General features: G+C 47.0%; 24 protein-coding genes and 1 rRNA gene. 1 reads left to right on the top strand and 24 read right to left on the bottom strand.

The features are described 5' to 3' along the window. From KNO92_RS13315 to metG, 14 genes are all read right to left on the bottom strand, one after another. Nucleotides 1-1,548, bottom strand: coding sequence for a polysaccharide biosynthesis protein (locus tag KNO92_RS13315; RefSeq protein WP_214761678.1), 1,548 nt, complete (start codon nt 1,546-1,548; stop codon nt 1-3). Continuing rightward, complete coding sequence (gene mfd / locus KNO92_RS13310) at nt 1,532-5,059, bottom strand: transcription-repair coupling factor (RefSeq protein ID WP_214749837.1); 3,528 nt, start codon at nt 5,057-5,059, stop codon at nt 1,532-1,534. The genes KNO92_RS13315 and mfd overlap by 17 nt, the downstream gene beginning before the upstream one ends. A 45-nt stretch (nt 5,060-5,104) precedes the next feature. Then, a complete protein-coding gene (gene pth, locus KNO92_RS13305; protein WP_214697190.1) occupies nt 5,105-5,662 on the bottom strand; it encodes an aminoacyl-tRNA hydrolase in 558 nt (185 codons plus the stop codon). A gap of 55 nt (nt 5,663-5,717) precedes the next feature. Beyond that, the gene (locus KNO92_RS13300) at nt 5,718-6,674 is read right to left on the bottom strand and encodes a ribose-phosphate diphosphokinase (protein ID WP_214761676.1); all 957 of its coding nucleotides are present in this window, start codon (nt 6,672-6,674) and stop codon (nt 5,718-5,720) included. 45 nt (nt 6,675-6,719) lie between these two features. Further along, nucleotides 6,720-8,075, bottom strand: a complete 1,356-nt coding sequence (gene glmU / locus KNO92_RS13295; protein WP_214761674.1) for a bifunctional UDP-N-acetylglucosamine diphosphorylase/glucosamine-1-phosphate N-acetyltransferase GlmU — start codon at nt 8,073-8,075, stop codon at nt 6,720-6,722. Nucleotides 8,076-8,259: 184 nt separating this feature from the next. Beyond that, nucleotides 8,260-8,559 carry a septation regulator SpoVG gene (gene spoVG, locus KNO92_RS13290; protein ID WP_214761672.1) on the bottom strand — a complete coding sequence of 100 codons (300 nt, stop codon included), beginning with the start codon at nt 8,557-8,559 and terminating at the stop codon, nt 8,260-8,262. A gap of 140 nt (nt 8,560-8,699) precedes the next feature. Next, on the bottom strand, nt 8,700-9,524 hold the full coding sequence (gene purR, locus KNO92_RS13285; RefSeq protein ID WP_012727734.1) for a pur operon repressor: 825 nt from the start codon (nt 9,522-9,524) through the stop codon (nt 8,700-8,702). Between the two features lie 73 nt (nt 9,525-9,597). Next, nucleotides 9,598-10,461 (bottom strand): 4-(cytidine 5'-diphospho)-2-C-methyl-D-erythritol kinase, encoded by an 864-nt coding sequence (ispE, locus tag KNO92_RS13280; protein WP_214761693.1) that lies wholly within the window; start codon nt 10,459-10,461, stop codon nt 9,598-9,600. Nucleotides 10,462-10,561: 100 nt separating this feature from the next. Then, a complete protein-coding gene (locus KNO92_RS13275; protein WP_012727736.1) occupies nt 10,562-10,798 on the bottom strand; it encodes a Veg family protein in 237 nt (78 codons plus the stop codon). Nucleotides 10,799-10,880: 82 nt separating this feature from the next. Continuing rightward, a complete protein-coding gene (rsmA, locus tag KNO92_RS13270; RefSeq protein ID WP_214761670.1) occupies nt 10,881-11,759 on the bottom strand; it encodes a 16S rRNA (adenine(1518)-N(6)/adenine(1519)-N(6))-dimethyltransferase RsmA in 879 nt (292 codons plus the stop codon). Next, nucleotides 11,756-12,316, bottom strand: a complete 561-nt coding sequence (gene rnmV / locus KNO92_RS13265; protein WP_214761668.1) for a ribonuclease M5 — start codon at nt 12,314-12,316, stop codon at nt 11,756-11,758. The genes rsmA and rnmV overlap by 4 nt, the downstream gene beginning before the upstream one ends. Next, nucleotides 12,309-13,595, bottom strand: coding sequence for a 3D domain-containing protein (locus KNO92_RS13260; RefSeq protein WP_214761666.1), 1,287 nt, complete (start codon nt 13,593-13,595; stop codon nt 12,309-12,311). Before KNO92_RS13260 ends, rnmV begins: the two co-directional genes overlap by 8 nt. Next, nucleotides 13,592-14,359 (bottom strand): TatD family hydrolase, encoded by a 768-nt coding sequence (locus KNO92_RS13255; RefSeq protein ID WP_214761664.1) that lies wholly within the window; start codon nt 14,357-14,359, stop codon nt 13,592-13,594. The genes KNO92_RS13260 and KNO92_RS13255 overlap by 4 nt, the downstream gene beginning before the upstream one ends. A gap of 51 nt (nt 14,360-14,410) precedes the next feature. Beyond that, the gene (metG, locus tag KNO92_RS13250) at nt 14,411-16,369 is read right to left on the bottom strand and encodes a methionine--tRNA ligase (RefSeq protein ID WP_214761662.1); all 1,959 of its coding nucleotides are present in this window, start codon (nt 16,367-16,369) and stop codon (nt 14,411-14,413) included. Nucleotides 16,370-16,699: 330 nt separating this feature from the next. Between metG and KNO92_RS13245 the strand changes: the two genes are divergently transcribed. Beyond that, the gene (locus KNO92_RS13245) at nt 16,700-16,993 is read left to right on the top strand and encodes a transition state genes transcriptional regulator AbrB (RefSeq protein WP_012727742.1); all 294 of its coding nucleotides are present in this window, start codon (nt 16,700-16,702) and stop codon (nt 16,991-16,993) included. 16 nt (nt 16,994-17,009) lie between these two features. Here the strand turns inward: KNO92_RS13245 and rsmI are convergent, their stop codons facing one another. The 10 genes from rsmI to rrf all read right to left on the bottom strand — a co-directional run. Continuing rightward, on the bottom strand, nt 17,010-17,879 hold the full coding sequence (gene rsmI / locus KNO92_RS13240; protein WP_214697166.1) for a 16S rRNA (cytidine(1402)-2'-O)-methyltransferase: 870 nt from the start codon (nt 17,877-17,879) through the stop codon (nt 17,010-17,012). After that, nucleotides 17,851-18,129, bottom strand: coding sequence for a GIY-YIG nuclease family protein (locus KNO92_RS13235; RefSeq protein ID WP_074036574.1), 279 nt, complete (start codon nt 18,127-18,129; stop codon nt 17,851-17,853). Before KNO92_RS13235 ends, rsmI begins: the two co-directional genes overlap by 29 nt. Then, nucleotides 18,122-18,859 (bottom strand): tRNA1(Val) (adenine(37)-N6)-methyltransferase, encoded by a 738-nt coding sequence (locus KNO92_RS13230; protein ID WP_214697164.1) that lies wholly within the window; start codon nt 18,857-18,859, stop codon nt 18,122-18,124. The genes KNO92_RS13235 and KNO92_RS13230 overlap by 8 nt, the downstream gene beginning before the upstream one ends. Nucleotides 18,860-18,919: 60 nt before the next feature. Then, nucleotides 18,920-19,255, bottom strand: coding sequence for a DNA replication initiation control protein YabA (yabA, locus tag KNO92_RS13225; protein WP_012727746.1), 336 nt, complete (start codon nt 19,253-19,255; stop codon nt 18,920-18,922). 23 nt (nt 19,256-19,278) lie between these two features. Beyond that, the gene (locus KNO92_RS13220) at nt 19,279-20,109 is read right to left on the bottom strand and encodes a PSP1 domain-containing protein (protein ID WP_074036570.1); all 831 of its coding nucleotides are present in this window, start codon (nt 20,107-20,109) and stop codon (nt 19,279-19,281) included. Between the two features lie 6 nt (nt 20,110-20,115). Continuing rightward, nucleotides 20,116-21,108, bottom strand: coding sequence for a DNA polymerase III subunit delta' (locus KNO92_RS13215; protein WP_214697162.1), 993 nt, complete (start codon nt 21,106-21,108; stop codon nt 20,116-20,118). A 14-nt stretch (nt 21,109-21,122) separates the two neighbouring features. Beyond that, nucleotides 21,123-21,452, bottom strand: coding sequence for a cyclic-di-AMP receptor (locus KNO92_RS13210; protein WP_031421800.1), 330 nt, complete (start codon nt 21,450-21,452; stop codon nt 21,123-21,125). Then, nucleotides 21,452-22,090 (bottom strand): dTMP kinase, encoded by a 639-nt coding sequence (gene tmk / locus KNO92_RS13205; RefSeq protein ID WP_214761660.1) that lies wholly within the window; start codon nt 22,088-22,090, stop codon nt 21,452-21,454. Before tmk ends, KNO92_RS13210 begins: the two co-directional genes overlap by 1 nt. Before the next feature lie 3 nt (nt 22,091-22,093). Then, a complete protein-coding gene (locus KNO92_RS13200) occupies nt 22,094-23,512 on the bottom strand; it encodes an aminotransferase class I/II-fold pyridoxal phosphate-dependent enzyme (RefSeq protein ID WP_214761657.1) in 1,419 nt (472 codons plus the stop codon). A gap of 74 nt (nt 23,513-23,586) precedes the next feature. Further along, nucleotides 23,587-23,669 (bottom strand): 5S ribosomal RNA (gene rrf / locus KNO92_RS15030); the annotation flags it as partial.

The raw sequence follows: 23,669 nt of genomic DNA, 5'->3' as shown, positions 1-23,669 counted from the left end.
CTAGTTCTCCTTTTTTTCGAGCACATCGAGGAGGCGACCACCGAACGGGATGAACTCCCATTCCGCAAGTGATAGCATTCGCGTGCTCCATAATCTCCATATATAAAGGACGGCTCCGCTACATACCATCCCGATTAACCATCCGAAGGTTGCGATTCGCGAATCGACCCACATCTGACCAACCCAGTTTAACACGGCAACGAGTAATAACATGGGCACCAGCGCTTTCGATAGCGATTTGTAATGCTTCGACCGAAACGACCCGAGTGGAATCGAACGGTCGAGCGCCCGAAAGTTATAGAACGCCATCGCCAAAAAGCCGAGTGAGGTACCGATGGCCGCCCCTTCAATCCCATAGAAGGGGACAAGCCCCACGTTTACGACACCTTTTGCCAAAATCGCGACAATCATACTGCGAGCCGCAATCCATTCACGGTCGATTGCTTGAAGGCAAGTCATGCTTGCAATCGCTAACGATGCCGCAAACGTACTCGTTGCCAATAACACGAGCGCCCGCGTACCTGACCCATCTTCAAACAAGGCAACGTTTAAGAAAAACATCACCCCCATCAATCCGACGGTCGCAGCACCCGCAATGGCTGTTGTCACCCGAATCATCGAACGGAGCCCTTGTGTCGTTTTTTGCAGATGTCCCGCTCGATAGTGTCGGACGAGTGTTGGGACGTTGGCCATACCGATGGTCGTTGCGAACAGGATTGCAAATTGGACAAGTGGGTATCCCCGGTCGAACACGCCTTTGCTCACTTTCGCCTCGTACGTCCCCCCCATTAAATTGACGATTGTAAAGGAGTCGACGAGTTGCATCCATAAGATTCCAAGCGAGGCAAATCCGACCGCGAGCCCTGTCGTCAACAATAGACGCAATCCATGTTGAAACGTGACACGTCGTACTTTTACGATTCGTAGGCCGCGCGCCTGATAGATTAAAAAGGCAATCGCCACAACCCCACCGACAAGCGTCGCACCATACGCGTATTGACTTAGCGTGTATGCATCTTTTCCAAGACGCACGCCAATCCATAATAGCGAAAGCATGACCGTCACACGTACAAAATTCTCTAACACTTGCGACCATGCGCTCGGTCGTAAATCATCCCTCGATTGAAAGGCACCACGTAACACGGCGGACGCCGGCATGAGTAAGTAACTCAAACTGATTACGCGAAGCGCCGGGGCCAACTGTTCATCCCCGAGCCACATTGCGAGTGTCGGGGCGAAGATCCACATCGTGACAACAAGCGTGATAGAAAGAAGAAGCAACGCATAAAAACTGCCCCATAACACTTCTAACTTCTGGTTCGATCCCTTTGCGCCGACTCCTATTTTCGCAATGACTACCGGCATCGCATAAATTCCGAGCGATGCGACAATCGCAGCGAACGGATAGACGGTTTGATAAGCATAGAGTCCAAAGTCACCCGCCAAATTTTGATACGGGACGCGATATGCGAAGCTGATCAGTTTAGAGACATAACCGGCAAGGGCGAACAGGACGACACCTTGCGCAAACTTACTTGGCGACCGCATCGCCCACCAACCGCTTCGTCAGTTCTTCTAATACAGTATCGGCATCATTCAAGAGCTCTGTGAGTGGCATTCGACCACTGAGTGACAATTTCAAGGCTCCGTCTTCTTGACCGATTCCTAGTTTACGACCGAGCGGCATCGTCCATTCCATAAAGGATGGTACATCGAGGGCTGTCGTCGAATCTTTCGATAAGACAATTTCAATCCGTCCAGGCGTTTGTTTGATTCGGCTCACTTTCGCCAGTTCTCCGTAAATCCGTAGACGTGTCAGCTGAATGAGAAGGGCGACTGGTTCTGGGAATTCCCCAAATCGCTCAATCAATTCGTCTTGTAAGGCGAACAATGCGTTTGGTGTATCGACGTATTTGAAACGCTTATACATCTCAATCTTCAGCTCACTATCCGACAAATAGTCGTCCGGGATGTATGCATCCGCTTGGAAGGCGATTTCTGGCTTGAAGACGACTTGTTTCGCTTGTCCACGCATTCGGTCTTTCCGTTCCTCAATCGCTTCGGAGAGCATTTGAGAATACAGGTCGAAGCCGACTGAATCGATGAATCCAGATTGTTGTGCACCTAGCAAGTTACCAGCACCTCGAATCGACAAGTCGCGCATCGCGATCTTAAAGCCGCTTCCGAGTTCGGTGAATTCTTTAATGGCTTGAAGACGACTTTCTGCTACTTCGGTCAAGCGCTTATCTTTTCGATACGTGAAGTAAGCATACGCAATTCGATTCGAACGTCCAACTCGACCACGAAGTTGATACAGTTGGGAAAGTCCCATTTTGTCAGCATCATGGACAATGAGTGTATTGACGTTTGGAATGTCGATTCCCGTCTCGATAATCGTCGTCGAGACTAAAATATCCGCCTCCCCTTCGAGGAAACTGATTAACTGGCTCTCGAGTTCGCTCTCGGTCATGCGACCGTGCGCCGTCGCGATACGCGCTTCAGGCAACAGGGCCCGAATCTCTTCCGCTTTCCGCTCGATGCCTTCGACACGGTTGTAGAGGAAGAACGCCTGTCCTCCACGCGCAAGTTCACGCTCTAACGCTTCACGTAAGACGATGCCGTCATATTCCATGACATATGTCTGAACCGGGTAGCGGTTCTCTGGCGGTGTTTCTAACACAGATAAGTCGCGGATTCCAATCATCGACATATGAAGCGTTCGTGGAATCGGTGTGGCCGTCAACGTGAGTACGTCGATGTTCGTCTTCAATTGCTTCAAACGTTCTTTATGTTTGACGCCGAATCGTTGCTCTTCGTCGATGATGACGAGACCGAGGTTCGCGAACGTCACGTCTTTTGACAACACTCGGTGTGTCCCGACGACGATATCAATCGTCCCTTCCTTCAAGCCCTTCTTCGTCGCAGCCATCTCACTCTTTGAGCGGAAACGACTCATGACAGAAACGTTAATCGGAAATTCACTGAATCGCTCGAGCATCGTTTCATAATGTTGTTGGGCGAGGACGGTCGTCGGGACGAGAAATGCGACTTGTTTTCCAGCGAGCACCGCCTTGAATGCCGCTCGGATTGCCACTTCCGTTTTCCCATAGCCAACATCCCCACATAAAAGTCGATCCATCGGACGTGAACGTTCCATGTCTGCTTTAATCTCAGCAATTGAGCGGACCTGGTCCTCTGTCTCCGCATAAGGGAAGGAGGATTCAAATTGCCCCATCTCTTCATCATCCGGTGGAAACGCAAATCCGACCGAAGCTTCTCGTGCCGCATATAATTTAATGAGCTCATCTGCGATATCTTCAACCGACTTGGCGACTTTCGATTTAACTTTCTTCCACTCGGTGCCTCCGAGTTTATAAATCTTCGGTTCTTTCCCTTCGGCGCCGACATATTTTTGAACGAGATCAATTTGATCGACCGGCACATAGAGCGCATCATCACCGGCATACACGAGATGGAGATAGTCCTGATGAATCCCTCCGACCTCGATGGTTTTAATGCCTAAATACTTCCCAATCCCATGATGCACATGGACGACATAGTCGTTCGGCTTCAACTCTTGATAACTCTTAATCCGTTCTGCGTTCGTTAAGTTTTTCGTCTGACGCTTGCGCTTCGTCACACGTTTAAACAATTCCTCTTCTGATACGACGACGAGGCGACTCGTCGACAATTCAAATCCACCTTCGATTTGACCGATGATGACGGATACGCGTCTCGGTTCTAATTCTCCATCGACATTCGTGAACGTTGAATGAATGCCGTAGTCCGAAAGGAGCGCTTCAATCTTGTCCGCGCGTGACTTATCCCCCGCAAGCACGACAATGCGTTGATCCCCTTGTTGCCAGCGTTCCACTTCTTGCTTTAACAGGTGCATCTGCCCATGAAATGCGGGGAGTGGACGACAGCTCAAATGTACCGTCGCGGTTTCCGGAATCCCTGAGCGACGAGATGGAAGTAGCGAGAATGCCACTTGTTTCAAGTCACGAAACACTTTGTGCATCGGGACAGCAAGCGTGTAATTGCTGACCGCCTCTCCTTTTTCGATGAGTGAAGAGAACCATTCCGCCTCTTCCCGCTCCTGTACGTCCGCGGCATCATCGATTCGTGCCACTTCATCTAAAATGAGTACAGCGTCTTTGCCTACGTAGTCTAAGAGCGTGGACGTATAAAGGAGTGGCGAATACTTTCCAACTTTATCTGGGAAATCACCACGCTCTAAACGCTCGATGTCCGTTACTACTCCTTCCTCAAGCGCTTGACGAATCACTTCGTTCTCAATCAACTCGACGGTCCGGTCATATTGTTTCCGGAGTGAACGCCCGGCTTGTTTCAACTGATCGTCAGTAGCGATGAACTCGGTGGCAGGTGTGATGCACACTTCCCCTACCACACCGAGCGAACGTTGCGTCTCGGCATCGAACGTGAAAATGGAATCGATTTCGGTATCAAATAAATCAATCCGATACGGACGCGCTTCCGTAAGCGGGTAGACATCCAAAATACTGCCTCGTACTGAAAACTCGCCTGGCGTCGTCACGGTCGCTGTTCGTTCATACCCCATACCTGTCAATTGCTTCGCAAAGTCTGCCAACTCAAGATCACTTCCCGGCTTTAGCATGACACGACTATGTTGCCACGCTTCCGGGCTCGGCATATAGCGTCGTAATCCACCGAGCGGCACGACAACGACGCCTCCTGTTTGGTCAAGGAGACGAGTACGGGCATCGATTCGAGCGGCCAACAGCTCAGGACTAGACGTCAGCGACAGTTCAGCGGCCAGCGTCTCATCAATCGGATAAAGCAATGTTTTTTCCGGTCCGATGAGTGATTCGAGTTGATCGAACATTTTTTGTGCTTGATACATGTTATGCGTCACGACGACGAGACGTCTCGATGACGATTTCACAAGTCCTGCGAGGACGAGAGCTTTCGCGCTTGTCGTCAGTCCCGTCACCAATTGACGGTCTACTTTTTGTAGCCGCTCACGAATCACGTTCGTCTCCGGGAGCGCCACCATAAATCTCTCTAAAGCATTCATTTGTTTTCCTCCAACTCATACGACAAAAAAGGGTGCTATGACCCTTTAGTTGTATCGATTCATCAGCGCTAGCCAATCTGTATCTACGAAATCAGTGGCTGCGGTTACGGCGTTGTCGAGTGTTTCGTTCAACTCAGGCAAGTCCTCTTTCCGATAGTTCATCAACACCCAGTCGACGACTTTGATCGGGTGAGGAGGACGTCCAATCCCAAGTTTCAATCGCTTGAATTCTGCGGTCCCTAAGTGCTGAATGAGCGATTTGATTCCGTTATGACCACCCGCACTCCCTTTCGGACGGAAGCGCAGTTTTCCCGGCACCATATCCAAATCGTCATAGATGACAAGTAAATCGTCAATCTCAATCTTATAATAATCTAAAATTGGACGGACGGCTTCACCCGATAAGTTCATATACGTAAGGGGTTTAACAAGTACAACGCGTTCACCATTGATTCTTCCCGTTCCCATAAGGGCATTAAACTTCGCTTCATTCAGCGAGATCCCATGCTTTTCAGCGAGGCGATCAATTGCCAAAAAACCGATGTTATGTCGGGTCATCTCAAACTTTTTCCCAGGGTTTCCAAGACCGACGATGCATTTCATATCATTTCCTCCTGAACAAAAAAGCCCAAAGGCGAATGCCTCCGGGCCTCGTTTTTTAATCGAATAGGGTACTGACCGATTTGTGCTCGTGGACACGCATGATCGCTTCCCCAAGCAAATGGGCAACCGACATCTGCTTGATCTTGCTCGAGCATGGACGACCCGTCAAATCGATTGTATTTAAAACAACCAATTCTTTGATCGATGAATTGTCGATACGCTCCATCGCTGGACCAGAAAGGACTGGGTGCGTACAAGACGCATACACTTCTTTCGCGCCAGCTTGGACAATTGCATCCGCTGCAAGCGTGATCGTTCCTGCTGTATCGATGATATCATCAATCAAAATTGCTGTTTTCCCTTCAACGCTTCCGACAATGTTCATCACTTCAGCGACGTTCGCTTTCGGACGACGCTTATCAATGATGGCAATCGGAGCTTTCAAACGTTCTGCCAATTTACGTGCACGTGTCACGCCACCGTGGTCTGGAGAGACAACCACGATATCCTTCGCTTGAAACTCTTCTGTTTCAAAGTACGTCGAGATGAGCGGCACACCGAGTAATTGATCAACCGGAATATTGAAGAATCCTTGGATTTGCGCTGCATGCAAGTCCATTGTGATGACGCGTGTCGCACCTGCTACCGTCAGAAGGTCAGCGACAAGTTTCGCCGTGATCGGCTCACGCGAACGCGCTTTACGGTCTTGACGTGCATACCCGTAATACGGCATCACGATGTTGATCGTACGGACAGAAGCACGTTTGAGTGCATCAATCATGACGAGCAATTCCATGAGCGTTTCGTTTACAGGTGAGCTTGTTGATTGGATGACATACACATCATCTCCACGAACACTTTCCTCGATGTTGATATAGAGTTCACCGTCGCTGAAACGTTTGACTTGGCAATCACTGAGCGGGACACCAATTTCTTTCGCGATTTCTTCAGCAAGCGGGCGGTTCGAGTTTAAGCTAAATAGACGAATTTCTCGTTCGTATACAGTAGACATGTTTAGGGTTCTCCTCCATCGTTTTCCATAGTGATTGGCAGCAAGTTATCGTTTTGTGTAACCTTCTTTATTTGTTTGGCGTTCACGCGCAATCGCGAGCGCCTCTTCCGGTACGTCATTTGTAATTGTCGAACCGGCTGCGACAATCGCACCTTTTCCGACTTTTACCGGGGCAATCAAGTTGACGTTACAGCCGACGAACGCATCGTCTTCTACCACTGTCTCGAACTTGTTTTTGCCGTCATAGTTGACCGTGATTGATCCACAACCTAAGTTGACACGTTCGCCAATTGACGCATCCCCGATGTAGCTCAAGTGCGAAGCTTTCGCACCGTCACCAAACGACGATTTTTTAATCTCGACGAAGTTTCCGACGCGTGTGTTCGCACCAAGTACAGCTTGTTGGCGCAAGTGAGCGAACGGTCCGACCTGAGCCGCTTCACCGATTTTGCTATCTGTCACGACAGACTGACGCACGACTGCATGATCTTCAATCACACTGTTGCGGATATCTGAGTTCGGTCCGATGACACATTCCGAACCAATTGTCGTCTTCCCAAGGATGACCGTACCCGGATAGATGATTGTATCCGAACCAATCACCACATCTGGAGAAATATACGTCGATGCCGGGTCCATGAACGTGACACCTTCACGCATAAGACGTTCGTTCGTGCGTTTGCGCATGATCGCTTCCGCCTGTGACAAGGCAACGCGGTCATTGACCCCGATTGTCTCATCAAACGTTGGCGCTGTATGTGCTGCGACGACTTCGCCAGCTTCTTTTGCAATCGAGATGACGTCAGGCAAGTAGTATTCGCCTTGCGCGTTATTGTTTCCGACTTGTTTGAGCGCGTCGAACAATAACTCGTTATCGAACACGTACGTTCCCGTATTGATTTCATTGATGGCAAGTTCTGTCTCAGAAGCATCTTTATGCTCAACGACTTTCGTCACGTTCCCATCTTCACCACGAACGACACGACCGTATCCTGTCGCATCATCTGCAATCGCAGTCAACACAGTAACTTTCGCTTGTTGCGCTTCGTGATGAGCGAGAAGGGCTTCCAACGTTTCTGCCGTTAGTAACGGTGTATCTCCGCAGACGACAAGTGTCGCCCCTGCTTTACCCGCAAGCTCTGCTTCCGCCATTTGAACAGCATGCCCTGTTCCAAGTTGTTCTTCTTGGACCGCATATTCCACTCGTGTGCCGAGCGTATCTTGTACCGCTTCCGCCCCATGGCCAACGATTACGATTTGACGACTGACACCGATTTGGTCTAACTGGTCGACAACGTGCTCGACCATCGGTTTTCCTAGAACCGGATGAAGTACTTTATAAAGCTTCGACTTCATTCGCGTCCCTTTTCCTGCTGCCAAAATGACTGCAAAACGCTCCATTCTTCATTCGCTCCTATCTCACAACAGCTGTGATTGGTCTGTATAGTTCGGCTTTTCTGCAACTAAATCCTATTTACACCGTTTCTACTATATCGAAACCATGCCTTCGTTTCAATAGTTGTACCGTTCCTTAACCAATGAAACGCAAAAAAACAGCGGTAGGTAACCTAACCGCTGTTTGCTGTCATTCATTCGTGCCGTACGACACGTGCTGAGGGTCCAGTACATCCACTTCCATATTGGAATAGGTTTCCAATACAGCCGCTTCAACTTTTTGTCGCATTTCCCCGTTAATCGGATGCGCGATGTCCCGAAAAATACCTTCTGGTGTCCGTTTGCTCGGCATGGCGACAAATAGACCGCTACTTCCTTCGATGATTCGAAGGTCATGTACAACGAATTCATGGTCAAGTGTGATTGAGGCCAACGCTTTCATTCTGCCTTCTGTCGCGACTTTGCGAATTTTTACGTCTGTGATCTGCATGTTTCGCATCCCCTTTTTCATCGTTGTCTATGCCATGGTGTGGTCTTCTGTAAGGTTCAGTTGGTTTCGAACGAACGTTATGACTCGATATTGATAACTCTATACCCTCTAATCATAAATCGAAATCAAAATTTTGCCAATCATTTTAGGAACTGTTCCACATTCCCCCGTGAAATGGTGACAAGACCTTCATCTGGGTCGACGTTCGTCAATTTCATCAAGCTGACGTATTCGCTGACCATCTTCTTCTCGGCGCCCTCTGCTTCCATCAAGACACCAACACCCGCAAGGTTTGCTTCGAATTCATTCAAGAGACTCATCATCCCTCGAATCGTTCCCCCCGCTTTCATAAAGTCATCGATCAAGAGCACGTTCGCCCCACGTGGCAGGCTACGACGTGCGAGCGCCATTGTGCGAATCGCCTTCGAAGAACCTGATACATAATTGATACTGACCGTCGATCCTTCTGTTACACGACTATCTGAACGAACGATGACGAATGGTACACCTAATTGTTCTGCGACAGCATAAGCAAGGGGGATCCCTTTCGTCGCAATCGTCATGACCACGTCGACTTTACGATCGGCGAATACAGACGCAAAGACTTGTCCCATCGGTTTCACCTGACTCGGATTGCCTAGTACATCTGTGAGGTAGAGATAGCCTCCTGGTAAAAGCCGCTCAGGTTTTGATAATTGCTCACAGAGCGTATCAATCATCTCAAGCGATTTTTCCTTACTCCAGCCTGGGATAAACATCACACCACCCGCTGCACCAGGAACGGTCACAAGCTTTCCGATCCCATCATGAGATAACATCTCACTCACGATGACAAGATCTTCACTGATCGACGACTTTGCGGCTTTATAGCGACTTGAAAACATCGACAACGAGACAAGCTGATGAGGATGGTCAAGCAAATAACGGGTCATATCGACGAGACGACCACTTCTACGAATTTTCATACGGATTCTCCTTCACATCTTCAATAATAAACGAATGTTCTATTGAGAATATATCACTTTCATTCGTTTTTGTTCAATGTCTTTTGCCGAGAATCCGAACGACGAACACTTCTGGGCAAAATCCTTTTAGACCATTATAGATGCGATGCGCCTTTTGCTCATGCTCAATGAGCGCAAAGACAGTCGGTCCACTACCGCTCATGAGAACACCTTCTGCCCCACAATGCCGCATCGTTTCTTTGATTTGTTTCACTTCCGGATGAAGCTTTAGCGTCACACTCTCGAGCGAGTTTCCAAGATTTTCGCAAATCCCATGAAAATCTTTTTGACGAATCGCTTCCACCATCGCACCTGTGTTCGGATGATGAACTTCATCCATACGCACGGCGCGATACACATCCGCAGTCGATACTCCTAGCTTGGGCTTTCCGAGTACGACGTAGCATGGCGGCGGTGCCGGAATCATTTCTAACTGTTCACCACGACCTCGGGCAATGGCTGTCCCACCGATGACACAAAATGAAACGTCAGACCCGATCTCCGCACCGAGCTCTGCTAGCTCCTCTAATGACAAGTTTAACGAGAATAACTCGTTCATTCCACGAAGTGTCGCCGCTGCATCACTCGAGCCACCAGCAAGCCCAGCTGCCACTGGAATTTGTTTATCGAGTACAATCTCCACACCTTGTTGAATATTAAAACGCTCCCGCAACAACTCTGCTGCACGGTATGCCAAATTCCGATGATCATTCGGCACGTAGGCGTGCTCTGATTGAATCCGAATCTCATCCGAATCTAAAATCGTCAACTCTAAGCGGTCTGCTAAATCGACTGTCGTCATTACCATTTCTACTTCATGATAGCCGTCCGGACGCTTTCCGAGGACATCGAGCGTCAAATTAATTTTTGCCGGCGCTTTCACACTGATCGTGCGCATCACGTTCACCCTTCCCATTTGTCTCCTGTTCGACATTGTACCGTAAACAGGCGCACAAAAAAAGAAGCAGCTGCCAATGCATCCGCCCCTCATTTATAAATCAATTGCCGAATTCAATTTTAACTGTATCCGTTAGGACATCAGCGTAGCTATACGAGACACGTTCCACATTATGCAGGTCTTCATCCAATTTCACAACGAACACCGCAGGATATGTCTCAACGAGCGTTCCAAACCGAGTAACGACTTTCTTACGACCGCCGTTTGCTTTCAACGTCAATCGTTCACCAACATGCGATTCGAGTTTCTGTCTGATTTCTTGTAACGTCTTTGGCATACGCTTCACCTCACTGTTACAAGTATAGCATAATTGAATATGAAAATAAAGTTTAATATTATAACGACTCGTTTTAAGGTCGTCAACTATTTTTAAGTGGTAAAATTGTGTCAGACAATCGTGCGAATTCTTCTAGGCTTAACGTCTCTCCCCGACGTTTCGGATCGATTCCTGCCTCATGAAGCGCGCGTTCAAGTTCGACTTTGTGTTCTTTTCCAATATAGTTTGTTAAGTTGTTCAGAATGGTTTTACGGCGTTGTGCGAAGCTTGCGCGTGCGATATCAAAGAAAAAGGCTTCGTCTTTCACCTGCACCGCCGGCTCTTTGCGCATACGGAGTGTAATGACTGCCGAATCGACGTTCGGCGCCGGAATAAACACGTTCTTTGGAACGACAAAACTGACTTCGGCCTCTGCATAATACTGAATCGCAATCGATAGCGAACCGTACGCCTTCGTCCCAGGTTTTGCCCCAATCCGTTCTGCCACTTCTTTTTGAATCATCATCACGAGCGAGCGGAATTTCACACCACTTTCAAGCAATCGCATGATAATCGGTGTGGTGACATAGTATGGTAAGTTGGCAACAACCGAGATGTCTTCAATGCCTTCTTTCAAAAATTCTTGCTCTACAATCTCACGTAAATTTAATTCTAAAGCATCTCCATGGATAACTTTCACGTGAGGATACGGAGACATCGTATCCTCCAGAATCGGTAAAAGACGCTGATCGATCTCAAGTGCTACAACTTTCTTGGCGCGCTTGGCCGATTGTTCAGTCAACGAACCGATCCCGGGTCCGATTTCGAGGACACCACTCGATTCACTGAGTTCCGCCGCACCGACAATCTTACTTAAAATATTTAAATCGATTAAAAAGTTTTGACCGAGCGATTTTTTAAATGAAAAACCATGTCGCTCTAAAATGGCTTTCGTTCGTTGGATTGTTGCAATATCTTTCAACCCTGTTCCTCCTCTAATTGAGCAAGTGCTTGCTCCCACTCTTCGACTGTGACGCCGAGCGCCTCGACTCGTTTCACGAATTGTTTCGCATTCGGCTCACCGATTCGAAGCAATACACCGAGTCGCTTCCGACGTGTCGCAGCCGCTGCACCACCGATTAAATCCGCGTCTAACACCATTTTTCGCGTGACAATCGGCTGGTTCGTTTCAACACGTGGTTCAAATACGGCGCGTAAGACTCGACGGAGCGACTCCGGGCTCGCATGTTCCACTCCGATTTTCCCACGTTTTCCTTTTGCCTCAGCACGTGGCAGATGGGCATGTTTACACCCTTTGACCCGCTCTTCGACGATTGCTCGAATACGGTCTCCTGGATAATCCGGATCGGTCAAAATGATGACCCCACGCTTCTCTTGCGCACGGCGAATTCGTTCAACCGTCTGATTGGATACGGCAGAGCCGTTCGTTTCAATCGTATCGACCTCAAACACTTCCTGAAGCCGCGCCGTATCGTCACGACCTTCTACGACGATAATTTCTTGTATTTTCTCACGCATTGTCTGTTCCTTCTTTCTCTTCTTCCTGCTTTGGAATGACCCAAATGGTAAGCGGCTTGCGACCAAACGTCACGGCCTCCTCCTTTTCATCCATCATGATGTCGATTTTTTGACCTTTGATCGCACTTCCCGTATCTAGCGCAATCGCCATGCCAATCCCTTCCACATACACGCGGGTACCGAGAGGAATGATTGCCGGGTCGACGGCAATGATGCGCATACCCTCGAAGAGAATCGTATCCGTCACATCATAACCGCTTCTTGTCAGTACTCGTCCGTCATACGTCACCGTGTCTTCTGGATTGTTCGTATAAGCTGTTGCTTCTACGAGTAACTGCTTCGCGGATGAGAAATCTAACACATCGTCCGTTTTCGGTGGCTCTGCTATCTCGACTTCAGCTTCCGGGATGAACGGGCTCGACTCGTCCGCTGTCGTAGGCTCTGTAACGGGCTCTGTGACCTTTTTCGTCCCGACTTTGATGATCTGTGGCATTGCTTTACGTAACGTCTCGACATCCGTTTTCGTACGATTTGTAATTGTACCATTTTCCACAGTAAGTGCATACCTTGTCCGTTCGAGTCCAGGAACTCCGACCTGCACGGTTTGCTTCACACCTTCTTCTAGCGTGTCATCCTCTTCTTCGACCATATCGTACGGAATCAATTGACTCTCGTATTGAACGACGTCACGATTCGTATTGACCGTGATCGTCAGGCCATCCCGTATCGGTGTCGATGCGTCTGGTAGCACTGTGTCACGTTCTGTCACGTCAACATTCGCTTCCCTCAGTAATTGCGCTACATCCGTTGCCATCGTATAGATGGTCGACGCATCTTGCCCGACGATTAAATTGACGGCAACAACCGGCTGGTAGCGAATTGTCATCCCATTCGTGACGGCAGTGCGTACAGACGGATAAACCGTATCTCCGTCCCGTACAGTCACCCCGTACCGCAATAAGACATCTTCTACGGTCCGCTCTCTCGTTTGAATGACTTCTGTTTGTCCGTATCCGATTTGAAGCGAAACCTCATGTGAACGTTCGATTCGAATGAGTCGATCTTCTGGAACGTCCTCACTCAATGCCGGAGTAACATAATCCGTTTCGTCTAATGTGATATTCAATTCCTCGAGTACCTCAAGGACGGAATCAGCCCGTGTCTCATGCTCAATTACCACACCATCATCGATGACCTTGATCGGTTCAGGTTGCAACATGACGTATGCGACAGCTGCAGTCACAATCACGCCTATACTGGCGAATACACGCTTGATCATGGGAGGCGGAACAGTTTCTTCGCGTTGACCGTCGTCGCTTCTGCCAACTCCTCATACGAGATGTCTCGAAGTGACGCGATTTCTTCCGCAACGTACTTCACATAGGCCGGTTCGTTTCGTTTTCCGCGGAACGGAGTCGGCGTCAAGTATGGGCAGTCCGTTTCGACAAGAAGACGATCTAACGGTACTTCTTGTGCGACTAGCTTTGGAACTTTCGCATTTTTAAACGTGACCGGTCCTCCTAAAGAAATATAGAAGTTCAAGTCTAGGCAACGAGGGAGAAGTTCTACTGACATGCTGTAACTATGGAACACCCCGCCGACTTCCTCCGCATGTTCTTCTTCCAAAATATCGAACACGTCTGCCGTTGCTTCGCGGTTATGGATGACGATTGGCATATTTGTCCGTTTCGCGATGGCAATCTGTTGACGGAATAGGCGCTGTTGTACATCTTTCGGTGACTTATCCCAATGATAGTCGAGACCGATTTCACCGAGTGCCATCACTTTTGGGTGACTCATGAGTGTTTCTATCCGTTCTAAATCTGCATCCGTACAGTCGATCGCATCGACCGGGTGCCATCCGACGATGGCATAGATGTCTTCATGTGTTTCGGCTAGCTCGATGGCTCGGTCGATGGTCGGCGTATCAAATCCGACAACGAGTAGCGGAGAAACGCCGGCTTCTCTTGCCCGCTCAATCGTCTCCTCCACATCTTCATTGAACTGCTCCGCATTAATGTGCGTGTGTGTATCAATCAACATCTTGGTTCCTCCTTAGAAAAAGAGAGGGAGACCGTGGTCTCCCCCATTTCATTATTTGACGATGGCACCGTTCGGCATTTGATCCGAGACTGTCGCAAGTTCTAACTTGCCGTCACGGTCCGCAGCTAAAATCATTCCTTGTGATAATTCTCCACGGAGCTTGACTGGTTTCAAGTTTGCGACAACGATTACTTTCTTGCCAACTAAATCTTCAGGGGCATACCATTCAGCAATACCTGACACGATTTGACGCGTCTCTTTCCCGAGATCGACTTGAAGTTTCAACAGTTTTTTCGCTTTTTTGATCTTATCGGCTTCTACGATTTGACCGACACGGAATTCGACCTGATCAAAGACATCGATCGTGATTTCAGGACGAACGTCTTCATCGACTTCTTCTGTCGCTGTCTCCGTTTCCTCAATCCGCGCTTTCGACGCTTGACGCATCATTTCTTGGATCGCATCCACTTCTTCCTTCACGTCACGACGTGGGAAGATTGGTGTCCCGTCTGTTACGACAGCGTTATTGAAGTCGGCAAACGTCTCTAACGCTTCCCAAGACATGTCTTCCCCTTCGAGTCCGAGTTGACGGAACATTTCTTTCGGTGCACGTGTCATGAACGGTTGAATCATGATGGCAACGTGACGAAGTACGCCCGCGAGGTGTGTCATGACAGAAGCGAGTTCTTCGCGTTTCGATTCATCTTTCACGAGTACCCACGGCTGCGTCTCATCAATATATTTATTCGCACGGCTGACGAGCTGCCAGATGTTTGTGAGGGCGACCGAAAACTCCATGTGTTCCATGGCTTCTTCTGTTTTACGAGTCGTTTCTTTCACCATGCTCAATAACGCGTCATCAAACGCTGTGACATTTCCGTTGTACGCCGGGATATTCCCATCGAAATACTTTTTAATCATCGCGATGGTACGATTCAATAAGTTCCCGAGATCGTTCGCTAAATCAAAGTTCAAGCGATCGACGAACGCTTCCGGTGTGAACGTACCGTCTGCTCCGAATGGTACTTCACGAAGAAGGTAGTAACGAACAGAATCCAATCCGTAGCGGTCAATCAACGGAATCGGATCTACCACGTTTCCTTTTGATTTCGACATCTTCCCGTCTTTCATGAGCAACCAACCATGCGCAAACACTTGTTTTGGTAATGGAAGGTCAAGCGCCATCAAGAGAGCTGGCCAAATAATCGTATGGAAACGAACGATTTCCTTTCCGACTAAATGGACATCTGCCGGCCAATAGCGATTGAAGAGCTCGTCGTTGTCTGTCCCGTACCCGAGTGACGAGATATAGTTCGTGAGCGCGTCGACCCATACGTAAACGACGTGTTTTGGGTTCGATGGGACTTGTACGCCCCAATCAAACGTTGTACGTGATACAGCTAAATCTTGAAGACCTGGCTTCAAGAAGTTATTGATCATCTCTGTCTTACGAGATTCTGGCAAGATGAAATCAGGATGTGACTCGAAATATTCAATCAAGCGATCCGCATATTTGCTGAGACGGAAGAAATAGCACTCTTCGCGCACGAGCTCGACCGGATGTCCGCTGTCAGGACTTTTTCCATCGACAAGCTGGGACTCTGTATAGTACGTCTCATCTGGTACAGAATACCATCCTTCGTATTCACCAAGATAAATGTCTCCATTTTTAAGTAACGTTTCAAAGACGTGTTCGACAACCTTCTTATGACGTTCTTCTGTCGTACGGATGTAATCATCGTATGAGATCTCAAGACGGTCCCATAGGACTTTGATTTCTTCGACAACTTCATCGACGAAAGCTTGTGGCGTCACGCCTGCTTCTTTCGCCTTTTCTTGAATTTTTTGACCGTGCTCATCCGTTCCCGTCAAATAGCGGACGTCAAATCCTTTTAAACGTTTGTAGCGAGCAACCGCATCACCTGCTACCGTGGTATATGCGTGTCCGATATGCAATTTTGCACTCGGATAATAAATTGGGGTTGTAATATAAAAAGTCGGCTTCGCCATGATTTATTCTCCATCCTTTCGACATATGCAATTCTCATTATACACGGTTCGACAAAAGAATTTCCAAACCTAATTGTTTGGAATTATTTTGCGTTTAGTTCGTCATAAATGTTCCAAAAATACCCTTTCTTTGTTTCAAGTTCAAACTATCGGGGAAATTTAGGTATATATCGCTCTTGATTCGACAAATTTCGAAAAATTGCTTTTCCAGATAGTAAGCAGTTGACTGCAATTGGAAAGTTTAGTATGCTTTTTGCTGTAGTCACATTGTCGAATTTTGACGATTCATGTCACCATGAGATTTCGACACCATTGGAGGAGGAAACACAAATGAAATCTACAGGTATTGTTCGTAAGGTTGATGAGCTTGGTCGTGTCGTTATTCCAATCGAATTGCGCCGTACACTTGGGATCGCAGAGAAAGATGCTCTCGAGATTTACGTCGACAACGATCAAATCGTTTTGAAAAAATATAAGCCAAACATGACTTGCCAAGTTACTGGTGAAGTATCAGACGATAACTTCAAATTGGCAGATGGCAAACTCATCTTGTCACCAGAAGGTGCACAACGTGTTCTCGTTGAATTGAAGAACATGCTCGAAAACTACTACAGCGAAGAGTAAGCAAGGATTTCCTTGCTTACTCTTTTTTGTGCAGTTGATGATACGCATCATATACATCGTTTCGTGATTCACCACGGTCTTTTGCGGTCTGCTTAATGGCCGCGTTCGGCTTCAGTCCCTCTTCTATATAATGAACAACATGTTCATAGACAGAGAGCGCTTCCCACCACATTGTCGTAGGTGCCGCTTCTGTCGCACCGCTCACAAGAACGACGAACTCTCCGCGTACTTCACCTTCGCACCACTGTAACGCTTCATCGACTGATCCTCTCAAAAACTCTTCGAACGTTTTGGTTAACTCTCTACCTAATACGAGCTGACGGTTACCAAACACTTGTCGAATCGCCGTTAACATTTCCTTCAATCGATGAGGGGCTTCATAAAAAACAATCGTGCCCGGCTCATATTGAATCGATTCGAGGACATCGACGCGATCTTTCTTTTTACGTGGCAAAAAACCGTAATAGAGGAAACGTTCTGTCGGAAGACCTGAAGCAACCAACGCCGTAAGTGCTGCATTGGCACCTGGTAAGACGACTACCGGAATGTTTGCCTCGATGGCTAACCGTACGAGATCACTCCCCGGATCTGAAATACCAGGCATTCCAGCATCCGAAACAACCGCAACCGACTTTCCAGCCAAAAGATCTTCAATCAGTCTCGGTCCACTTACTTCTTTGTTGTGTTCATGATAGCTAATCAGTTTTGTTGGAATTTCAAAGTGGCGACAAAGCTTCATCGTTTGGCGAGTGTCTTCCGCTGCGATTAAATCCACTTCTTGAAGCGTTCGCACCGCTCGATATGTCATATCTTCCAAATTGCCGATTGGCGTTGGTACGACATACAACGTTGGTTGTTCAGTTTGATAACTCTTCTGTGAATTCATTAGTCGTCCCCTCCATCAACTTCTCTTTTTGCGCGCGGGTCAATTGTTTAATGGACCATTCGTATTGCATGGCCTCCCGTTTCGTATCGAACGATTGCACATACCGAAGTCGTACGGGAAGTCGAGCTTTCGTATACTTCGCCCCTTTCCCGGCATTATGTGCAATGATTCGCTTTTCCACGTTCGTTGTATAGCCTGTATAATACGTCCCGTCCTGACATTCCACGATATACGTATAATGTTTAGGCATCGAGAATGGCTCGCATCGCTTCCGTATACGTATCGTCTTCTTCATATACAACAAATGGTGGTAAAATTTTAAGACCTGCTTTTCCATCTTTCGATCCCTCGATTAATAACGTATTCGCTTCGCGTCCAGCTTTCGGATATACGAGCTGCATTCGCTTCGGTTCAATTCGGTAGGTACGCATCAATGTCAGGATATCGAGTAAACGTTCTGGCCGATGCACGAACGCCACTTTCCCTCCTGGTTTGACGAGTTGACTAGCCGTTTTAATACAATCTTCTAGCGTGCACAACACCTCATGGCGTGCAATGGTATGATGTTCGTTTTGATTCCGCAATGACGTTTCATTTGCTAGAAAATACGGGGGATTACACGTGACCACATCATAACGAGCGTGCCCGAGTTGTGCCGCTGCCGCTTTGACGTCCCCCTCTACAACTTGAATGCGATTCTCGAGGCGATTGACCGCCATGCTTCGATTCGCCATATCAACGAGTTTCGATTGAATCTCTACACCTGTAATCGTTCCTTTTGTACGATACGACAAGAAAAGTGGAATTGCTCCCGTACCGGCGCACAAATCGACCAATTGCCCTTTTTGAATCGGTACCCATACAAACTCTGCCAGTAGTACCGCATCTAATGAAAACGAGAACACATCGTCACTTTGAATAATCTTGCCAGGGCGTCCAAGCAAATCATCGAGGCGCTCTCCATCCTTTACCGTTACCATTGTTTCCTCCTTCTATAAAAGAAAGGCGACGGATAGGGAATCCCTATCTATCGCCCCGTATTAATGTTTATTGAGCATCGACAAACAGAAGAGACAATCCCCATCTTTTCGTACCTGTCCGTAATGGAGGTTACAAATATGGAATCCTTCTTGATACAGCGCAGCCAAATTGTTCTGCCCTTTTCCAGACAATGCGATTTGTGAATCACCATTTGTCGTATCAACTTCTGCCAATTGTTCGACTTTTTCGCGCAAGTGATGATTCTCTAGATACATATGCTGATTCTCTTCAAGCAAATAGGCGAGCTGTTCTTTTAATACGCCTAAGTGCTCCGTCAAGAGTTGCATCTGTTGCTCGATCGCATCTACACGCATCATCACTTCTTTTTTGTCCATTCTTTCCACTGCTCAGCACCCCATCACTGTTTTGACGGTTTTCGTTTAATCGCACCCACTTCAACAAGTTCATCAATCGTATATGTGACGACACGCGTCCGATCGTGGAGTTCAACTTGAATAAGTTGGTCCAAAATGTTGAGACCGATTACACGACCATCACCTTCTGGAATTTTGATTCGCTTGCCGACGTCTGGTAAATCGCGTTTTAATTCTTCGTATGTGTCATTCTCATATTTTAAACAGCACATCAAACGACCACACACTCCAGAAATTTTATTCGGATTTAACGAAAGATTCTGGTCTTTGGCCATTTTGATGGAGACTGGTTCAAACTCCCCAAGAAATGACGAACAACAAAGAACTCGACCACATGGTCCAATCCCACTTAGTAGCTTCGCTTCGTCACGAACACCGATTTGTCGGAGTTCGATTCGTGTCCGAAACACGCTAGCCAAGTCCTTTACCAATTCTCGAAAGTCGACGCGACCCTCGGCAGTAAAATAAAAGATCACTTTATTGCGATCAAATGTATACTCAACATCGACTAACTTCATGTCTAATTGATGTTCTCGAATTTTTTCTTCACAGACGGCGTGAGCATCAACGGCTGCCAGTCGATTATCGCGTACGATATCCGCATCCTTTTGGTCCGCGACGCGAAGGATTGTCTTCAACGGCATGACGACTTCATCTTCGCCGAGCTTTTTATCGACTTGGACGACTTCGCCATACTCAATGCCACGTACCGTTTCAACGATGACATGTTCCCCACGTTTAAGCGTTGCATCGCCTGGTGAAAAGTAATAGATTTTTCCCGCTTCTTTAAAGCGGACTCCAACTACTTCAAGCACGCGCTTCTATCCTTTCTGCAAATCGAACGAAAGTCGTTCGAAAGTTAATTGAGGATTGACGTTTGCCTCGAGTCGTCGAATTGCCGCATGCACACTTTCAATTGCATGTGTGAGTTTAGAGACAGATCGATTCTGAATAAATGCGTTATATAAAGCAGCCTCGTTCTTAAATAGCTTTGGAGTATACGTATCTCGCACTTTTAGGTGAAGTGCCTCCTCTAGCCAATGTTCGAATAATTCAAGGCCAACTCGTAACTCATTTCGTCCTTTGAAATGTCCTAACCATTTTTCCTGGGCGAACAAGAGCAACTCTTGAGGTCGTTTCGTCAATACTTCAATTAATTGTACCACTAGCCCATACGCCTGTACAAACCACTCCTGCTCAACTGCTTCTTTCGCATCATCCCATTTTGGATAAACGGTCAAAGCAAGATAAGCCATATCGTACGTACATGACAATTCTTCTGACATCGTTTGTGCTAACTTCGCGCGGTCAATCGGGCGAAAAGCAAGTTGTTGAGCTCGCGAACGAATCGTCGGAAGAAGTAACTGTGGTTGTGTCGTCACCAAAATAGCAAGTTTCCCCACACCTGGTTCTTCAAAGAACTTCAATAAACTATTTGCCGCTTGAGTCGTCATCTTATGAGCTTGATGGATGACATACACTTGGCGATCTCCTTCAGCACCTCGTAACGATAGGTCACTGAGTAATTGTTGAATCTGTTCTTTTTTGATGCTAGCCCCATCCGGCTCCACTTCGATATAGTCAACAATGTTTTTTGAATCCATGCGTCGACAGTTTCGACACACTCCACACGGTTCTGCTCCCTGTGGTGATTCACAAAACAAGGCTTTCGCAAACAATGTGGCTGTTTCAATTAAGTAGGGTTCATAATCGCCCGAAAAGATGTACGCATGCCCAACTTTATTCGAAATGATTGAATTTTGAATGATTCGAGCAACCACTGTTTGCGACTCATTTAATTCCTGAAAACGCATATGCCCAACTCCCATTAAAACTGATGGAATCCTTCAATCGGCAAGACGAATACAGTCGCACCTCCAACTTGTACTTCGACTGGGTAAGGAATATACGAATCAGCATGTCCTCCCATTGGAGAGATTGGCGTAATCATTTGATCACGACTCGAACAGTTCGATTGAATCACATCCATTAAATCATCGAGGCGTTCCTGTGGAATACCCATCATAAACGTTGTATTCCCCTCTTTTAAAAATCCGCCTGTTGTAGCTAATTTCGTTGCACGAAAATCTTGTTCGACCAATGCGTCAGACAAACGTGCGCTATCCTTATCATGTACAATTGCAATTACCATTTTCATCATTGTTGTACGCCTCCTTGTTGTAATCGTTCTATTGTATAATCGAGTACCTCATCTTGAATACATTCAATCGATTGATCGGCATCGATTCGGATGATTCGTTCTGGGTACTGTTTGAGTAACGTTTGAAATCCTTCGTAAACACGTTCGTGGAACGCTTGATCACGACTTTCAATCCGGTCGAGTTGCCCTCGATCTTTCATTCGTGCACTCGCTCTTTCAGGGCTTAAATCAAACAAAAAAGTCAAATCTGGTGTCAAACCGTTCGTTGCCCATTCATTCAGCGATTGGATTTGATCAAGGTCATATTGTAAACCGTATCCTTGATAAGCAATAGATGCATCGATGAATCGATCACACAGAACGATTGCCCCTCGCTCCAATGCCGGACGAATCACTTGTTCCACATTTTGTGCTCGTGAAGCAGCATAAAGCATCATTTCCACTCGTGGCGTCATCTCATGATGATCTGGGGATAATAAGACTTCGCGGATTTGATTGCCTACAGTTGTTCCTCCAGGTTCACGGGTTACAACGATGTCATATCCTTTTTGTTTTAGACTCTCGACTAATAGTTGAAGTTGCGTAGACTTACCTGATCCATCTGGTCCTTCAACCGTTATAAACATTCCGCTCACTTTTTAAAACTCCTCTACAATAACGTCAATTTGCTCTATCATAACATGCTTACTTGCTTGAAGCTTCCTCCCTAAAGAAATCCATTCCATGAGCACTCGTATTTTTTCCTCAGTAATCCGCTCTCCTTTTAGAATCCATGGAATCCCTGGTGGATATGGAATCACCGTTTCTGCTGAAACAAATCCGATTGCCTGATTGAAGGATACACGTCGTACATGCTCATCCCCTACTAACGTATAAAGTTCAGACACACGTTCTGTTTGAGGGAAAGGAAAAATCGTTTCATCCTCATCAATGATTGGTACATGTGTAGCGGCTTTTTTAATCAATTTAATCCAATGCTCAATTTCCTGCTTTGTTATTTCCCTTAATGGCAAACAGAATAACACATGATCCACTGCAGCTAATTCGATATCGATTCCGATTGATGCAAGATGTTCACTAAAGACTAATCCATTTTTCGGATACGTCATGACCGTTACTTTCGTAAAATCGTCCCCCACTTTGACAGTAAAACCTGCACGCTTCAGCTCAAGTACAAAATGAGCATGACTTTTTTGAATAGAAGACCATGCTTCGTCCGTTAGACTTTCTAAATAGGTCCGTGCATAGTCTAATGAAGCCATAATAAGATACGAAGGACTTGATGTCTGAAATGAAGATAATGCATGCTTTAACCGAATTTCATCGATGTCTTCTTTATAGTGAATCCAAGCTCCCATCGTCAATGCAGGTAGCGTTTTATGTGCAGACTGTACAACTGCACTCGCTCCCTCAAAAATCGCAGAACGCTGAAGTAATTTAGGATGAATTAAATGGGCACCATGTGCTTCATCGACGAGTAATGGAATCTCAAGCGAAGACAAATAATTTGAAATCGAACGAATATCGGCCATGTCTCCATAGTATGTAGGAGACGTTAACATGACGGCTCGTCCTCCCGGGAATTCTTGAACAGCCTGTTCAATCGTTTCTAATGTCACCACGGTTGGAATTCCTGTACCACGTTCAATTGTAGGTGTTAATAGGATCGGTTTTAACCCTAACCATTCAATTGCGTTCCAGACCGACTTATGTGAGTTTCGTTGAACGTATACTCGCTCACCACGTTTTACAGTTGCCGCAAGCATGCTCCAATTTCCAACAGTTGAACCATTGACGAGCCACTTACTTTTACTTTCATACAGTTCACCCAATGCTTTTTCTGCTTGATCGATAATACCAGAAGCGTCATGCAAATCATCTAAATGTGCTAGTTCCGTCAGGTCATATGGCATCACCTTGGCAAATGCACTCGGTAACGTATGATCAGTCACGGTACCATTATGATGCCCGGGGACGTGAAAGGATACGCGATGTTCACTCACATGCTGTTCTAGAGTCTCTAGAAATGTAAAAGGATTTTTCCGAGAAGGAGCCATCTGTTATTCCTCCTTAACTATTGACTATGAAAAAAAGACGATCAAGCATATGCTTGATCGTCTACTGCGTTGTTGCCTGGCAACGTCCTATCCTCACAGGGGGAGATCCCCCAACTACTTTCGGCGCTGAGACGCTTAACTTCCGTGTTCGGCATGG

Origin of the sequence: Exiguobacterium sp. s129 (assembly GCF_018617585.1) — a bacterium.
In the GTDB taxonomy this organism is placed as follows: domain Bacteria; phylum Bacillota; class Bacilli; order Exiguobacteriales; family Exiguobacteriaceae; genus Exiguobacterium; species Exiguobacterium aestuarii_A.
Note: the sequence above shows the minus strand (reverse complement) of the source record. Positions and strands in the feature narration are given on the sequence as shown.

What these genes read in the sequence shown, in the direction of transcription:
- KNO92_RS13315 (WP_214761678.1), bottom strand. Translation starts at nt 1,548, where the DNA reads ATGCGGTCGCCAAGTAAGTTTGCGCAAGGTGTCGTCCTGTTCGCCCTT.
- mfd (WP_214749837.1), bottom strand. Translation starts at nt 5,059, where the DNA reads ATGAATGCTTTAGAGAGATTTATGGTGGCGCTCCCGGAGACGAACGTG.
- pth (WP_214697190.1), bottom strand. Translation starts at nt 5,662, where the DNA reads ATGAAATGCATCGTCGGTCTTGGAAACCCTGGGAAAAAGTTTGAGATG.
- KNO92_RS13300 (WP_214761676.1), bottom strand. Translation starts at nt 6,674, where the DNA reads ATGTCTACTGTATACGAACGAGAAATTCGTCTATTTAGCTTAAACTCG.
- glmU (WP_214761674.1), bottom strand. Translation starts at nt 8,075, where the DNA reads ATGGAGCGTTTTGCAGTCATTTTGGCAGCAGGAAAAGGGACGCGAATG.
- spoVG (WP_214761672.1), bottom strand. Translation starts at nt 8,559, where the DNA reads ATGCAGATCACAGACGTAAAAATTCGCAAAGTCGCGACAGAAGGCAGA.
- purR (WP_012727734.1), bottom strand. Translation starts at nt 9,524, where the DNA reads ATGAAAATTCGTAGAAGTGGTCGTCTCGTCGATATGACCCGTTATTTG.
- ispE (WP_214761693.1), bottom strand. Translation starts at nt 10,461, where the DNA reads ATGCGCACGATCAGTGTGAAAGCGCCGGCAAAAATTAATTTGACGCTC.
- KNO92_RS13275 (WP_012727736.1), bottom strand. Translation starts at nt 10,798, where the DNA reads ATGCCAAAGACGTTACAAGAAATCAGACAGAAACTCGAATCGCATGTT.
- rnmV (WP_214761668.1), bottom strand. Translation starts at nt 12,316, where the DNA reads ATGCGTGAGAAAATACAAGAAATTATCGTCGTAGAAGGTCGTGACGAT.
- KNO92_RS13260 (WP_214761666.1), bottom strand. Translation starts at nt 13,595, where the DNA reads ATGATCAAGCGTGTATTCGCCAGTATAGGCGTGATTGTGACTGCAGCT.
- KNO92_RS13255 (WP_214761664.1), bottom strand. Translation starts at nt 14,359, where the DNA reads ATGTTGATTGATACACACACGCACATTAATGCGGAGCAGTTCAATGAA.
- metG (WP_214761662.1), bottom strand. Translation starts at nt 16,369, where the DNA reads ATGGCGAAGCCGACTTTTTATATTACAACCCCAATTTATTATCCGAGT.
- KNO92_RS13245 (WP_012727742.1), top strand. Translation starts at nt 16,700, where the DNA reads ATGAAATCTACAGGTATTGTTCGTAAGGTTGATGAGCTTGGTCGTGTC.
- rsmI (WP_214697166.1), bottom strand. Translation starts at nt 17,879, where the DNA reads ATGAATTCACAGAAGAGTTATCAAACTGAACAACCAACGTTGTATGTC.
- KNO92_RS13235 (WP_074036574.1), bottom strand. Translation starts at nt 18,129, where the DNA reads ATGCCTAAACATTATACGTATATCGTGGAATGTCAGGACGGGACGTAT.
- KNO92_RS13230 (WP_214697164.1), bottom strand. Translation starts at nt 18,859, where the DNA reads ATGGTAACGGTAAAGGATGGAGAGCGCCTCGATGATTTGCTTGGACGC.
- yabA (WP_012727746.1), bottom strand. Translation starts at nt 19,255, where the DNA reads ATGGACAAAAAAGAAGTGATGATGCGTGTAGATGCGATCGAGCAACAG.
- KNO92_RS13215 (WP_214697162.1), bottom strand. Translation starts at nt 21,108, where the DNA reads ATGCGTTTTCAGGAATTAAATGAGTCGCAAACAGTGGTTGCTCGAATC.
- KNO92_RS13210 (WP_031421800.1), bottom strand. Translation starts at nt 21,452, where the DNA reads ATGAAAATGGTAATTGCAATTGTACATGATAAGGATAGCGCACGTTTG.
- KNO92_RS13200 (WP_214761657.1), bottom strand. Translation starts at nt 23,512, where the DNA reads ATGGCTCCTTCTCGGAAAAATCCTTTTACATTTCTAGAGACTCTAGAA.